The 14,752-nt window shown below is 59.5% G+C and carries 12 protein-coding genes; 5 read left to right on the top strand and 7 right to left on the bottom strand.

The features are described 5' to 3' along the window. Positions 1 to 29: 29 nt before the first annotated feature. Positions 30 to 1,454, top strand: coding sequence for a sigma-54-dependent transcriptional regulator (locus tag KP003_RS08530; RefSeq protein ID WP_217300591.1), 1,425 nt, complete (start codon positions 30 to 32; stop codon positions 1,452 to 1,454). Between the two features lie 169 nt (positions 1,455 to 1,623). Here the strand turns inward: KP003_RS08530 and lhgO are convergent, their stop codons facing one another. From lhgO to KP003_RS08500, 6 genes are all read right to left on the bottom strand, one after another. Next, positions 1,624 to 2,820 carry an L-2-hydroxyglutarate oxidase gene (lhgO, locus tag KP003_RS08525; protein WP_217300590.1) on the bottom strand — a complete coding sequence of 399 codons (1,197 nt, stop codon included), beginning with the start codon at positions 2,818 to 2,820 and terminating at the stop codon, positions 1,624 to 1,626. A gap of 254 nt (positions 2,821 to 3,074) precedes the next feature. Beyond that, a complete protein-coding gene (locus tag KP003_RS08520; protein ID WP_216499342.1) occupies positions 3,075 to 4,013 on the bottom strand; it encodes a 3'-5' exonuclease in 939 nt (312 codons plus the stop codon). A 169-nt stretch (positions 4,014 to 4,182) separates the two neighbouring features. Beyond that, positions 4,183 to 5,826, bottom strand: coding sequence for a fatty acid--CoA ligase (locus KP003_RS08515; RefSeq protein WP_216499343.1), 1,644 nt, complete (start codon positions 5,824 to 5,826; stop codon positions 4,183 to 4,185). A 26-nt stretch (positions 5,827 to 5,852) separates the two neighbouring features. After that, on the bottom strand, positions 5,853 to 6,377 hold the full coding sequence (locus KP003_RS08510) for a PaaI family thioesterase (protein WP_216499344.1): 525 nt from the start codon (positions 6,375 to 6,377) through the stop codon (positions 5,853 to 5,855). 44 nt (positions 6,378 to 6,421) lie between these two features. Then, on the bottom strand, positions 6,422 to 6,874 hold the full coding sequence (locus KP003_RS08505) for an SRPBCC domain-containing protein (RefSeq protein ID WP_216499345.1): 453 nt from the start codon (positions 6,872 to 6,874) through the stop codon (positions 6,422 to 6,424). 161 nt (positions 6,875 to 7,035) lie between these two features. Beyond that, positions 7,036 to 7,281, bottom strand: coding sequence for a hypothetical protein (locus KP003_RS08500; protein WP_216499346.1), 246 nt, complete (start codon positions 7,279 to 7,281; stop codon positions 7,036 to 7,038). A 382-nt stretch (positions 7,282 to 7,663) separates the two neighbouring features. Here KP003_RS08500 and KP003_RS08495 point away from each other — a divergent pair, with 382 nt between their 5' ends. From KP003_RS08495 to KP003_RS08485, 3 genes are all read left to right on the top strand, one after another. Then, the gene (locus KP003_RS08495) at positions 7,664 to 8,275 is read left to right on the top strand and encodes a hypothetical protein (protein WP_216499347.1); all 612 of its coding nucleotides are present in this window, start codon (positions 7,664 to 7,666) and stop codon (positions 8,273 to 8,275) included. Between the two features lie 669 nt (positions 8,276 to 8,944). Next, positions 8,945 to 9,715 (top strand): MBL fold metallo-hydrolase, encoded by a 771-nt coding sequence (locus tag KP003_RS08490; protein ID WP_217300589.1) that lies wholly within the window; start codon positions 8,945 to 8,947, stop codon positions 9,713 to 9,715. Positions 9,716 to 9,758: 43 nt separating this feature from the next. Continuing rightward, a complete protein-coding gene (locus tag KP003_RS08485; RefSeq protein WP_217300588.1) occupies positions 9,759 to 10,721 on the top strand; it encodes a GlxA family transcriptional regulator in 963 nt (320 codons plus the stop codon). 149 nt (positions 10,722 to 10,870) lie between these two features. Here KP003_RS08485 and KP003_RS08480 read toward each other — a convergent pair whose 3' ends face one another. Then, entirely contained in the window at positions 10,871 to 11,968 is a 1,098-nt protein-coding gene (locus KP003_RS08480; RefSeq protein ID WP_216791551.1) for a hypothetical protein, read from the bottom strand. A 640-nt stretch (positions 11,969 to 12,608) separates the two neighbouring features. On the opposite strand from KP003_RS08480, the gene KP003_RS08475 reads away from it, so the two are divergent. Continuing rightward, on the top strand, positions 12,609 to 14,675 hold the full coding sequence (locus tag KP003_RS08475; RefSeq protein ID WP_216791549.1) for a hybrid sensor histidine kinase/response regulator: 2,067 nt from the start codon (positions 12,609 to 12,611) through the stop codon (positions 14,673 to 14,675). Positions 14,676 to 14,752: the final 77 nt, after the last annotated feature.

Raw genomic sequence — 14,752 nt, 5'->3', positions numbered from 1 at the left:
TTTCTCACAGTCAGCGGGAGGTCTCAGCAGTGCAAGTGACAAACAAGCATTCGCAACGGATATTGCTGGTCGACGACGAGGTGCTGATCCTTGAGGGGTGCCGCGCCTGCCTCAACAACGCGGGCTACCACGACGTCCTGGTCGAAAGCGACAGCCGACTGGTCCTGCCGCTTTTGGAACGGGAGGAAGTGGACGTCATCGTGCTCGACCTGCGCATGCCAAACATCACCGGGTTGGAACTTCTGCCACAGATCGTGAAGCAGCACCCGCAGATCAAGGTGATCGTCGCCACCGCCAACAACGAGGTGGAGACGGTGGTGAGCTGCATCAAGGAGGGAGCCTTCGACTACATGGTGAAGCCGATCGACGTGAAACGTCTGCTCACCTCGGTGAAGAAGGCGATGGAGATGCGCAGCCTTGCCGTGGAACTTTCCGCACTGAAGAGCTACATGTTCACCGACCGCCTGGACCACCCGGAGGCCTTCGCCGGTATCGTCACCGGCAACAAGGCGATGCGGGCCGTATTCCAGTACCTCGAGGTGATCGCGGGGACCAGGCAGCCGGTCACCATCACCGGCGAGACCGGCACGGGCAAGGAACTTATCGCCCGTGCCATCCACGATCTGAGCGGCTGCACCGGCGACTACGTGGCCCTCAACGTGGCCGGTCTGGATGACAACATGTTCTCCGACACCCTGTTCGGCCACCGCAAGGGGGCCTTCACCGGCGCCGATCAGGCCCGCGACGGCCTGATCACCCGTGCCGCCGGGGGGACGCTCTTTCTCGACGAGATCGGCGACCTGAACGAGATGTCACAGATCAAGCTGCTCAGGCTTTTGCAGGAACAGGAGTACTACCCGGTAGGGTCCGACTTCGTCAAGAAAAGCGACGCCCGCATCGTCATGGCCACCAACCGCGACCTTCAGGAGATGATCAAGCAGGGTAAGTTCCGTAACGACCTGTACTACCGCCTCTGCGGGCACCGGGTGCACCTCCCTCCCCTGCGCGAAAGACGCGACGACATTCCGCTGCTTTTGGACCACTTCCTGGAGAAGGCGGCCGCGCGCATGGGGAAGAAGAAGCCCACCCCTCCCCCGGAGCTGGCAGTGATGCTCGCCCTGTACCCTTTCCCGGGGAACGTCCGGGAATTCGAGGCACTGGTCTCCGACGCCGTGCTGCGGCACACCTCGGGCGTGCTTTCCATGGAGACGTTCCGGGCCGTCATCGGCAACGAGCGCCCCGCGCCGCAGGTGGGTGGCGAGGCGACCGGTAAGGCTGACGACGAAAGCCCGCTCTGCAGCATCTTCGGTCACTTCCCCACCCTGGACGAGGTCGAGCAGTACATGATCAGCGAAGCGATGAAGATGGCCAAGGGGAACCAGGGGCTGGCCGGCAAGATCCTCGGGATGGGGCGCCAGACCCTCAACAAGCGCCTCAAGTCGCAACCCGCCTGAAAAGACAAAAGCAGTTACGCCGAAAACGACAAGCGGCCGCGAAGCGCACGGAGAAAAGGTGAATGGACGGGTTTACCCCCTGTCCACCACCTTCCTTATGCGTTCTTCGCGGATGCATCTCGTACTTCGAGTAACTGCTTTTCTGTTTGTTTCTTTTCCTCGCCCTTGCCTACCGAAAGTGCTCCCCGACGATCCCTTGGGCGAGGTCCATGGACGAGGTGAAGGCGGGAGAGATGGGGTTCAGCACGTGGACCGTCGATCCTTCCGCCACCACCAGGAAGTCCATGACCAGCTGCTTGGTATCCCAGTCCACCAGCTGCGGGCGGATCCCCACCTTGGAGGCGGCAACCACGTCCTTTTTGGATAGTTCCTTTACCAGCCGGGCCGCGTCCTTGAAGAAGACCGAGGGGATGTACTTGGCAGGCTCGGTGAGCGCCACGTTGCGGAAGGGCTTGTTGGTCAGAAAGAGCACCAGGTCCTGGAAGGCGATGGAGAAGGCCTCGGCGTCGATGCCCGAAAGGATGCCGTAGTTCTCTCTCCCGAAGGCGGGGATGGCGGTGGGGCCGAGGTAGACGTCGCCGTGCACGCTGCGGGTGAAATGCACCCCGAGAAACGGGTTGCGGATGTCGGGGACGGGATAGATGCTGGAATTGACCGTGTAAGGGGCGTCCTTTTTGAGCAGCCGGTACACCCCCTTGAATGGGATCAGGCGGTAATTGCTCCCCACTCCAAAGAAGCCCGCCACCTTGTTACAGTACGCACCCGCTGCGTTAACGAACCTGTTGAAGCGGATCTCCCCCCTGCTGGTGAGCGCCACCCCACTCCCCTTGAGGCCGGTCATGCGGCACCCCATGACGAAGGTGACCTTGCCGCTTGCTTCCAGGTCCTTTTTCAGGCTCTTCAGCACGGCCTTCGGGTCGACCACCGCGGTGTAGTGCGAGAAGAGCGCACGATCCACGGTGCGGGCATTGGGCTCGATCGCGGCGAGCTGGTGCTCGTCGATCATATCCACCTTGGCGCCGTTCGCAGTGGCGCGCCGGTACAGTTCGTCGAGCACAGGGAGTTCCGCCTGGGTGCGCGTCACGATCACCTTGCCGTTTTCCAGCAGCGGCAGCCCCTTCTCCTTGCAGTAGGCGCGCATCAGGAAGTTGCCGTTCAGGCAGGACTTCGCCTTCAGGCTGTCGGGTGAATAGTAGATCCCGGCGTGCAGCACCCCGGAGTTGCGGCCGGAGGCGTGCACCCCGAGCTCCGATTCCTTCTCGATGATGACGATGTCGCCGTGCCCGGTTTGGACCAGTTCCCGTGCGATGGTAAGTCCGATGATGCCCGCCCCGACGATCAGTATCTCAGCCCTGTCGATGCTCATGCCACCTCCGGTATCGATTCAATTTATCTATTGTGGCCCTGCAAAGGATTCAAAGCAAAAAGCTTCAACGTAAAGGCGCAGAGGCGCCAAGGCGCAAAGAGAATGAACCTACCGTCAAAACCTAAAAAACATTTTGTAACGCAAAGCCGCAAAGACGCGAAGAAATCAGATTCTGTGGGTTTTGTTCCCCCCTAAAAGGTGTTCTTAGCGTCTTTGCGGCTCCGCGTCTTTGCGTTAAAGCCTTTAGGTTATACCTACTCCCGCACCGAGAAGCGCGCGTAGGCGTCGCAGCGCATGATCTGGACGGAGCTCGTGTTGCCGCGCGGGTAGATCTCGCGCGCCAGGTAGGCCAGCTCTTCGGGCTCCTCATGGGCCGGCACGTCGCGCCACCAGGCCTTGCTCCCCCCCTGAGAGCCGTCGTTCCAGCGGTACCCCCGTTCCTTCAGGACGTCCTTCTTCTCGAAGGGGGCAGAAACCGCGAAGATGCGCGAGGTGACCTCGTGGGCCCGCTTCAAGAGTTCCGGGAAGATCGGGGCGCCGCTCACCGGCAGGCACTCCAGCAAGAGCCCCAATACCCCCTCGGCGTCGTCCAGGGCGCGGTGGGCGTTGATGGTGAGGGAGCCCGTCTTGAAGAGGAGGAATTCCAGGGTGCGCGAGGAGAGGCGCTCCGCGCTCCAGTCGATCTGACAGACGGTGCAGGCCCAGGGAAGGTTCATGAAGGCGGGGAAGCGGCTTTCCACGAACTTGCGGTCGAAGGCCGCGTTGTGGGCGATCACGAGGTCGCACCTGTCGGCAAGAGCGTTGATGAAGGCGTCGTCGAAGGCCTGGCCGGCTACCATGTCGTCGGAGATGCCGGTGATCTCCCGCACCTCGGGGGGGATGGCGAAGCCGGGATCCTCGAAGCCGGAATAGCGGTCGGTGATCCGGTAGATCTCGCCGGTGTCAGGATCGAACTCGAAGGCGACGATGCCGAGTTCGATGACCTTGTCCTGCCTGTGGTTGAGCCCGGTGGTCTCGGTGTCGAGGCAAAGCGCCAGCTTGGCGTGCTCGGGCCCCTTGCGCCCGAGCCTCGCATCCCGCGCCAGGTTCAAACGGCGCAGCACCTGGTAGTCGCCGGTCGAGTGCAGCGACGCGATGGCAATCTCGATCTCCAGGGGGTTCATCTCGAACACTTTCTTCTTTGCTGGCGGCATGGTCACCCTTGTCATATGCGGCGGTATTATTTGAAGCGGAACGCTGATGGTCGAAAACCATACCATACAGGGCGGTTTGCAGGCAAGGAGAGCGGAGCAGAATAGTTGAGAGAAAGCGACCGGGGCCTGCCCCATAGCGGGCGGCCCCGGTCATCGTGATCGGAATGGTCTAGGAAAGGTGCTTCTCCCTGAGCGCCACCTTGTTGATCTTGCCGACGCTGGTCTTGTCGATGGCGTCGACGAACTTCACCTTCACCAGCACTACCTGCTTGCTGACCACCCCCTTGTCGGCGTATTGCCTGACGTGGTGGGAGATGTCCTTCTCGGTGATCTTCACCGACGGCTTCGGAACCACCAGGGCCATGGGACGCTCGCCCCACTTCTCGTCGGCCTTGCCGATCACGGCCACCTCGGCCACCGCCGGGTGGTGAGTGATGATGTCCTCGAGCTCCAGCGAGGAAACCCACTCCCCCGCCACCTTGATGACGTCCTTGCTCCGATCGGTGATGCGCAGGTAGCCCAATTCGTCGCGCACCGCCACGTCGCCGGTATGCAGATACCCCCCTTCCCAGAGCCGTTCGGACGCCTTGTGGTCCTTAAGGTACCCCTGGGTGAGCCAGGGGGAGCGCACCACGACGTTGCCGGCGCTGACGCCGTCGCGCGGCAGCTCCTTCAAATCGGCGTCGACCACGCGCAGGTCCACCAGCGGCAGGGTGAGGCCGGTTTTGCAGCGGATCTCCGCCTGATCGCCCGGGGGGAGATCCAGCATGGCCGGGGTGAGCTGCGAAATGGTGAGGATGGGGCAGGTCTCCGACATGCCGTAGCCGGTGAAGACGTCGAGACCCATCCTGAGCGCCTCTACGCAGAGGTTGCGCGACAGGGCGGCGCCGCCGATGATCAGCTTCCAGCCGCGAAGATCCATGCGCTCGGCGTGGGGGTGCTTCAGCATCATGTGCAGGATGGTCGGCACGCAGTGGGAGAAGGTGGCCCCTTCCCTCTCCTTCAACTCCAGCAGGGTCTCGGGAAGATAGCGACCAGGGTAGACCTGCTTCAGCCCCAGCATGGTGGCGACGTAAGGGAGCCCCCAGGCGTGGACGTGGAACATCGGGGTGATGGGCATGTAGACGTCGTCGCGGTGCAGGCAGCCGTGCGCGGTGGCCGAACCGAGTGTGGCGATGAGCCCCATGGTGTGCAGCACAAGTTGGCGATGGCTGAAGTAGACCCCCTTCGGCATGCCGGTGGTCCCGGTGGTGTAGAAGGTGGTGGCGCGGGTGTTCTCGTCGAGCTCCGGGAAATCGAAGACGGGGGACGCCTTCGCCAGCAGCTCCTCGTACTCGCCGGCGAAGGGGACTGTGCCGTCATGGTTGTGCTTGTCGTCCGAGATGAGGACGTAGGTGCGGACGTTGTCGATCCTGCCGCGGATCTGCTCAAGTATGGGAAGGAACTCGGCGTTCACCAGTAGCACGTCGTCCTCGGCATGGTCTATGGTGTAAAGGATCTGTTCCGGGGAGAGGCGGACGTTGATGGTGTGCAGCACGGCGCCGATCATGGGCACGGCGAAGAAGAGCTCCAGGTAGCGGTGGCTGTCCCAGTCCATAACCGCGACGGTCTGCCCGGGACGCACCCCGAGCCCGGTCAGCATGCTGGCGGCGCGCGCAACCCTCTCCCTGAGCTGCCGATAGCTGCCGCGGTAGAGGTCGCGGTAGACGATCTCCTGCTCCGGGTTGTCGATCACCGGGTAGAGCAGCATGTTCTTGATCAGCAGCGGGTAATCGTAAGCGGAAGGGGTGCGGGGAATCAGCAAATCACTCATCTAAAGCCTCCTCGTTGAAGCGATGGTTAAACTTTTTGGCAGTCGTCCAGGAAATGCTGCAGCACGTCCTCTTCGACGCCGGCCAGTGCCGCAATGCGTGACAGGCGCGGAAAGGACCAGAAGGTGCGGCCTTCGGCGAGGCGCTGACCGCCCGCGTCGTAGATGGCCATGGTGACCTCCGCCTCCGGGGGATCGAACGTCAGCACCTGGCCGACCACCCGGATCTCGGTGCCGGTGGCGACCGGTTTGAGAAAGCGGACGTTGATCTCGCGGGTAACGCCCAGCCTGCCGTGGCGGGCGAACAGCGCGTAGGCGGCGGCCTCGTCCATGAGCGCGGAGATGATCCCTCCATGCACCATGCCGTCGAAACCGCAGTAGCTGGCGGGGACCGTGCAGAGACAGGCGACCCCGTCAGCGGTGTGGTGGAAGCGCAGGCCCAGCCCGTGGGGGTGTCCCTCCGAACAGACAAAGCAGGAGCCGGGCCAGCGTCCCTGAACCGGCGGCAGGTTGAGAACGGACGCATGCTGGTCCGTGTTGCAGCACTCCTTCATCGATCCCTCCTCTGACATTTCAGTGTTCGACCCAATTCCGGGGCTCAGCACCTGAGGCAGCGCACGTTGCCCTTTTCCCCCCAGCGGCGCAGCGCCAGGTTCAGCTGCGCCATCCCCTCCTCCATCGATCTGCTGAAGGCAAAACGGAACAAAGGGGCCAGCACGCCGTGAAACTCGGAATGCTGCAGGACCTTAAGGCTTCCGGGGGAGACCTGCTCAAGACGGCAGGAAAAGGTCCAGGCAAGAAAGGGGCGTCCCAGGAAGGTACTCTGCCAAGAGAGCGCCCCTTCGGCCTTGGCCGCCAGGGTCACCTGAACGGGGAAGGGGTCGATCCCCGGCAGGTGAACCAGGAGCTGGTGCCGATCCCCTGCCGCTCCGGAGCCTGTGACCTTCGGGAAGAGCGGGTGCCACTGGGGGTACAGGGAAAAGTCGGCAAGGAGTTCCCATACCCTCCCCCAGGTCGTCTGCAGCACTATTTCCGTCTTGAACGGTCGCATGGCGCCCCCCGAAGCAGGTCGAGTTACAAGACCAGCAACTTTACTACTTTTCCGCATCGGATGCCATAATTGTTTGTATACCGCAACGCAGATTTTGACCTAAACAAACATAAAGCCGCCTTTTGGGGGCGGCTTTATCCGAACGTACTGTGGTCAGATCACTACTTTTGGAACAGAGAGCCTTTCTCGATCTGGCTTTTGCGTATCTCGTACTCTTTCTTGTTGATCCTGCCTGCCTTGTAGTCGTTCTCAACCTGTTGCATCTGCCGGTGAGCGCTGTATTCATAGGCGCCAACGCCTACCGCCGCGCCACCCAGGGCACCACCGACCGCACTCCCTTCACGGGACGCACACCCGGAGGCGGAAGCAAACAACACCAACGCGAAAAGCAGAATTGTCTTTTTCATCGCTGCGCTCCTTTGGTCGTAGTATTGGGACTCCATTCAGTCCAGCATAGCATAAAGTTAAAATTTTCACATCATTGCCGACTACGGCTCTTTCCCGGCAGGAGGAAGTTCCGGCGCAGGTTCCCCCCGGAAGGCCGCGGCACGCAGGGAAGTCATGGCCGGCGCCACAGCTGTCCTCACATGATGGCTCGGGCGACGTGGAGGTTGTCCATGATGCCTCCAATCAAGAGGTTAAAAACATTTAAAGTGTCCTGATCGGAGAGGCGTTGTCAAGAAACGGTCGCGGACGTGCCGCATCTATCTTTTTTTTCTTGCGCACTACAAAAACAATGGCAACATTAGTTCATGCTAACCAATCAAATTCCTGAGAAGGAGGACGCCAATGCCTCATAACAACCTTCCACACGCCGAGATGGTCGCGAAATCAGAAGAGGTTCGTCAGGTGCTGACGCCGGAACTATACTCCTACCTTATCTCTCTATTCCCGACACCGGAACGGTATGCCGCCCTGCACAACCGGTTCGAGTCGAGTCTCACGGGATATTTGAAAGGCATCCCTGAACAGGTTAAGGAGTGTGAAGAGGCACGTGTCGAACTGAACAAGGCCATTACCGTCATCAACGGGTTCAGTAAAGCAGTGAGCCCCATAGACCCCACGGTGATGAACAAGTTCAACGTCGCCCCGAAACCGGCAACTAACGCAGCGGCCGCTCCGTTGGTAGCTGCAGAGGACTTCAAGATTCACTTCGACAAACAAGGACTGCCTTACTGTTCGGTTACCAGGCTTGCAGGTGCAAAAGGGTACGAAGTATGGTTCTGCGAAAGTGAACCCAGCATCGAGAGCAACTGGAATTTTCTGACCTGGTCGACCAATTGCCATGGTATCTACCTCACCGGGTTAAACAGGACCAGAACCAACTACCTGAAGCTTAGGGCCAAGCGAGGCAATTCCTTGGGCCCGTGGTCGAACATGGTGATATTGACATCCGTCTGACTCGCCGCTCCCCCCCTGGTTCGCCGCCAGGGGGGGCTCCCCTTCCAAAGTCATCTCCATTCTCATTCCCTTCAAGAACAAACCATGAGTCCCAAGAAGCAGGACCGAATGACAGCGGCGGCTCTAGATCGCCAGCTAGCGCCCCCCCCCGCTTTGTATGCATCGAACCGGATTCGTCGAATCTGAATGAATTCGTCGAATCTGAATGGAATTCGTCGAATCTGAACGGAATTCGTCGAATCTGAACGGAATTCGTCGAATCTGAACGGAATTCGTCGAATCTGAATGGGATTCGTCGAATCTGAATGGGATTCGTCGAATCTGAACGGAATTCGTCGATTCTGAACGGAATTCATCGAATCTGAACGGAATTCGTCGAATCTGAACGGAATTCGTCGATTCTGAACGGAATTCATCGAATCTGAACGGAATTCGTCGAATCTGAACGGAATTCGTCGAATCTGAATGGGATTCGTCGAATCTGAACGAAATTCATCGAATCTGAACGGATTTGGTTGATCAGATAGATTCGCCTTTACCGGATCAATTACGGCAGATACATTCACTGAACGAAGTGTCCCAAACCAGTCGATATCTGACCCTCGGGCCACTCGCGGGGAAAGGCACGATAGGCGATAATGTCCCCATACCGAAACAAGGAGGCAAGTGATGAAGTTCATGCAAGTTCGCAACGCGACGGCGAGGATCGAATACGGCGGTAAGTGCTTTCTGATCGACCCGGTTCTGGCGGAGAAAGGGGCATACCCGGCTTTTGCGGGGACGGTCAACGCGCATCTGAGGAATCCGCTAGTGGACCTGCCGGTTCCCGTCGAGACGCTGCTCGATGTGGACGCCGTCATCGTTACCCACACCCACCTCGACCATTGGGACGAAGCGGCGAAAAACCGAATTCCGAAGGGGATGCCTATCTTCGCGCAAAACGAAAATGATGCCGTCACACTCCGGGAGGCGGGATTCAGCGACGTCACCGTCCTCACGGGGCAAACCCGATTCGCCGGTATCACGCTCATCAAGACGTCCGGTCAGCATGGTAGCGACGACGCCATGGCGAAACTGGGAGATCGTTTGGGAGAGGTATGTGGGGTGGTCTTACAGCATCCTGACGAGAAAGCCCTCTATCTCGCCGGCGACACGGTCTGGAACCGGAATGTTGCTGACGCACTGCGGGAGTACACGCCGGGCGTTATTGTCCTGAACTGCGGGGATGCCCAGATTATCGGGATCGGATCCATCATTATGGGGAAGCGGGACGTTCATGACGTGTGGAAAGCGGCGCCCGGCGCCACCATCATAGCGAGCCACATGGAGGCCATGAACCACGCGGTGCTGTCACGAAAAGAATTGCGTGACTTCCTGAAGGAAAATGGCATGATACAGCGAGTGCTGGTCCCGGAGGACGGCGAGTCCTGCGTGTTGTGAGCCGGGCCGGGCAAGGTCAGTTCTGAAGGAGTAAGAGGTACCCATGTCGGTTCCGTCTGTTGCAGTCGTCGCCATCAACCACTTCAGCCCCTTTCACTTCTCGGTGCCGTGCATCATCTTTGGCGACATTTTGCCAGGTCAAAAGCTCTTCGACCTGAAGATCTGCGCAGGAGAACCGGGCCCGCTACGCTCCCGGCAGGGCTTCAGTATCGAGACATCCTTCGGACTGGACGTCCTGGAACAGGCGGACATCGTCATCGTCCCCTACTGGCGTGACCCCGCTGAAAGACCCCACCAGGAATTGCTCGACGCCCTGGTTGCGGCGCACCAGAGGGGCGCCCTTGTGGTAGGCCTCTGTCTGGGTACCTACGTCCTCGCCTACGCCGGCCTGCTGGATGACCGCCGGGCGGGAACACATTGGGAGTTCGAGCAGGATTTCATCAACCGGTTCCCGAGTGTGCGGTTGGACACCAACGCCCTCTACGTCGAAGACGACAGGTTGGTGACCTCTGCAGGCACCGCGGCAGGGCTCGACTGTTGCCTCTACCTGGTGCACAGGGAGCATGGCCGGTCAATCGCCAACAAAGTCGCCAGGCGCATGGTCATCCCGCCGCACCGCGAAGGGGGGCAGGCGCAATTCATAGAGCAGCCAGTTCCCCTTTCCACCCGGGATGCCAACGTCAACAAACTGCTCGAGTATCTGAGGAACAACCTGGGCAAGGTGCACAACCTGAACGATCTGGCGGATTACAGCCTGATGAGCCGTCGTACCTTCACGCGGCACTTCCAGAAAGCCACCGGCATGTCGGTCGGTGGCTGGCTCATGAGCGAGCGCCTGCAGCGAAGCCAGGAACTGCTGGAGACCACGAGCCACTCAATAGAGACCATAGCTGAGCTTGTCGGTTTCCAGTCCGCCGCCTCGCTGCGTCAGCATTTCAAGGCCAGGTTCGACGTCACCCCCACCGAATGGCGAAAGACCTTTCAAGCAGGCAGCAGCTTGACTTGATGTCGCATTATTTCGCTGCGATAACCCGGGGTCAGATAAACCGGGGTCAGGCTTGCAATGTTGCAAAGTTAACCGTCAGAGGGTCAGAGATTGCAACTTTACAAGCCTGACCCCAGATTCTTCCCCCCAGACTCTACTTCATTCTCCTCTTATTCGCCCGCCGTCACCTTCATTTCCACTTTCTCCAGGAACACCTTTCCCTTCAGGTCGAACCGGTATACCTTCCCCGTCTTCCAATCCTTCTCAAAACGAAGGCGGATATCGTTGCGCCCCTTTCCAGGGGTCCCGTCTATGAAGAGTTCACCGTTTAGGTAGCGGAGCGAGACCGTGCGGGTTTCATTCCCGGATTTTACCGTCAATTCCCGGCTCTCTCCCTCGGCAATGCGCAGCGTGGATGGCTCCACCTGCTGTTTCTTGCCCTGTACCTTCAACTCCCCCGAGAGGAGGGCGACTGCCACGCTGCGCGGAGGATGCGCCGTCGATTGGGTGGCTGGCTGACGCACCGGCGGAGGGGGAACGGGAGTTACCGGTGGAGGCTTTGGCCGCTCCTTCTCGACGATGATCGTTGGCGGAGGCGTGGAGCGTTCCCTTTCCCTTATTACCACCGGCGGTTCCTCCCGAATGATGACCAGTCGTGGCACCTCCCGCTCAAACCTGGAAGAACGGTCGTGAACCTTGATGAAGACATCCACCCCACGTAACGCCAGCGGTCCGGAGGTGCCGGTATCAGTATAGAGTTCACCCTTTCCCCAGCGCCGGTCATAGGGAAAACGGAGCCCTTCAAAGGTAAGGGCGCCGCCGGCATAGGTTACGGTGAGTTCCACCTCTCTCCCCTTTCGGTCAGCCACCCCGATCCTGCGGGTTTCACCGTCGGCGATGGTGAACGTCAAGGGTTCATAGTGGTGATGCCGGTCGCCGATCTTGATCTCCCCCCCCTGCAAGCGAACCCGAATCAGTTCGCCGAAGGCGCCCTCACCCCTGTGTATCGCCTCGATGCGTTCCTGCCGTTCCTGCTCCAGCGCGGCAAGACGTGCCCGTTCTCGCTCCCGTTCCAGCGCCTGGCGGCGGGCCTGCTCCTCTGCAGCCTGGCGGCGTACCCGCTGCTCCTGCTCGTACACCCGTATCGCCTCTATCCGCTCCGCTTCGCTCATCCGGTCCCAGTTTTCCTGGGGGACGCCGTACATGTACGGAGTGCAGGCCGCAAGCAGGGAAGCCAAGATAAGACAGATGATGGATATTTTTTTCATGATATGGATCTCCGTTGGGGACAGCTGGGACAACTGGGGTCAGGCTTGCAATGTTGTAAAGTAATGACCCATGAGGGGGTGCCACCGCGCACGCCTGCCCCATTGCGCTACGTATGGAATAATCTGAAAGTAAACCCATTAAAAAAGCCGCTGGTGCGGGTGATTTGCACTGGCGGCTCAAAATACGGGGATTTATCTCTTCCTGTTGTCATGCTGGCCTCTTAGCAGGTTGGGGAGAAATTACCTTATACCCCTATTTACGTCTCCGGGTCAATGAGAATGGGTCAAGATGGGAAATTTCGATTCTGAGGACTAGCGCCAGATGAGTCGTCGTACCTTCCCTGCGATACTTCCAGCCCCCCTCAGCATGTCATGAGGCGCCCGCACCGGATGCAATCGCCTGCATCGGAGCTTGGAACTCGAAGTCGCGTACTGTATGTATATCCAAGAATTATCACTAAAATTTAGTCCCTGCTATTGCCATACCGGCAAATTCAAGCAAAATCTCAGAGACATTCAATTTTTTTTGGGAGAGGAGCTCGCTGCTGCGTCTATGTTAATGGCAAAGGGAAAAACAGAGTCTGAGACTGCAATCGTTAGATCAGTCAACGCTCTTAAAAGGCACCTGTTTGCAGGAGTTTTGGTCCTGAACATAGTCGTTGTGGCCATGGTGTCACTGTCATTGCTGCAGAGCAGGGATGTATACAACGAGAGAGCGAAAGTCAACACACAGAACCTCGCCAGGGTGCTGGACGAAAACATCTCCGGGGTCTTCTTCAAGATCGATGTCGCCCTGCAGGGCGTGTGCGACGAGTACGAGCGGCAGCTTGCCGGTGGGCACGTGGACCATGCGTCACTCAGTCGTTTCATCGTACGGCAGCACACCCGGCTTCCGGAACTCTTGGCGCTCAGGGCCACCGATCCGGCCGGTCTCGCGATATACGGCCCGGAGGTCACCCCGGCAACAACCAAAAGTCTCGCTCACCGCGACTATTTCGTCCACCTGCGCCGAACCCCAGGAGCCGGACTTGTCATCTCCAAGCCGCTGGTCGGTGGCATCTCCGGTAAGTGGATGATCATCCTCGCCAGAAGGGTAAACCGCCCTGACGGCTCATTCGCCGGCCTTGTCTACGCAGGGGTCGGCCTCGACTACCTCTCCCACAGTTTCTCGACTTTGAATGTCGGCAAGAACGGCTTTCTGGCGCTGGTGGCATCGGACCTCAGTATCGTGGCAAGGTATCCGAAACTGAAGGCACCGCCTGGAGGGACGGAGGTTGGAACCGTCTTTCCCCAGTTCAGGGAACTGCTCGCCGCTGGGCAGAGCACGGGGACCTACCACGCGCGAAGCAGCGTAGACCCGATGGAGCGAGTTTTCTCCTACAGAAAGATCGCGCTGACGCAGCCGCTCTACGTATTTGTCGCGCTGTCCACCGCCGACTATCTCGCCAACTGGTACACCGAGTTGTACAGCGGCATCTTTTTCGTTCTCATCTTTATGATCATAACCACAGCGCTCACACACGTGTTCAACCGCGAGTGGGACCGCAGCCGAGAGGCGGAGCAGGCGCTCAAGATGATGGAGGACGAGAGGCTCAAGATGGAAAAGCTGGAGTCCCTGGGGACGCTTGCAGGCGGCATCGCTCACGACTTCAACAACATCCTGACGGGCATCATGGGGAATCTATCCTTCGCAAGGATGCACCTGGACCCCGACCACCGCTCCCAGCCGCTGCTTGAGGCGGCGGAGAAGGCGTCGTTGCGTGCGGGAGACCTGGCCAAACAACTGCTGACCTTCGCACGCGGGGGAGCTCCGGTCATGGAGGAGACATCGGTCTCCCTGTTGGTCGAGGAAGCGGTATCGCTCACCCTTAGCGGCTCCAATGTAAAGGGGATCGTCGATGTCCCAGCATCGCTTAACGCGGTCGAAGCCGATGCGGGACAGCTGTGCCAGGCTTTCAACAATATCATCAGGAACGCAATGGAAGCGATGCCAGGAGGTGGGATGCTCGTCATAACCGCCCGCGACCACGTCCTCGAGGCAAACAACTGGCAAAAGCTCCCCCCCGGGCCGTACGTCAGCGTATCGTTCTCGGACGAGGGAACCGGCATTCCCGAGCAGGACCTGAAGAAAATCTTTGACCCTTACTTCACAACCAAGCCGCATGGAAAGGGGCTGGGACTCGCTTCGGTATACTCCATCGTGAAAAGGCACGGCGGAAATGTCAGTGTCGATTCCCGCGTAGGCGAAGGCACTACCTTCACCGTTTATCTTCCATCACTTGGCAAAAGCTGCGAGACGCGCACGGCGCGGGAGGTCCAGCAGGGTTCCAACGCAGGACTCTCGCTGTTGGTGATGGATGATGAAGAGGCGATACGGCAACTGGCCGAGGGGGTGCTCAGGCATATGGGGCACCGGGTGGTTACCTGCGCGGACGGAGGCGACGCGGTGGCGCTGTACCGGGAGGCGATGCAGGCGGGTGATGGTTTCAGCGCGGTGCTGGCGGATCTCACCATTCCCGGAGGGATGGGTGGGATGGAGGTAGCGCGACAGATCCTCTCTCTTGACCCCAAGGCACGCCTCGTCGTGATGAGCGGCTACTCCGACGATCCCGTGATGGCGAACTACCGCGACTATGGTTTCACGAAAGCCCTGCCCAAGCCTTTCGATGCCAAGGCCATGGCGTCGCTCATAGAGTCCTTGCGGTGACCGGCCGGCAGCCCCGGGCTTGATGAGAGGGAAAACGCCCCTGGCTCACCGGCATCCCGGGATGGGTCAAATTCAGC

The organism is Geomonas diazotrophica, assembly GCF_019063885.1.
GTDB classification, from domain to species: Bacteria; Desulfobacterota; Desulfuromonadia; order Geobacterales; family Geobacteraceae; genus Geomonas; species Geomonas diazotrophica.
Note: the sequence above shows the minus strand (reverse complement) of the source record. Positions and strands in the feature narration are given on the sequence as shown.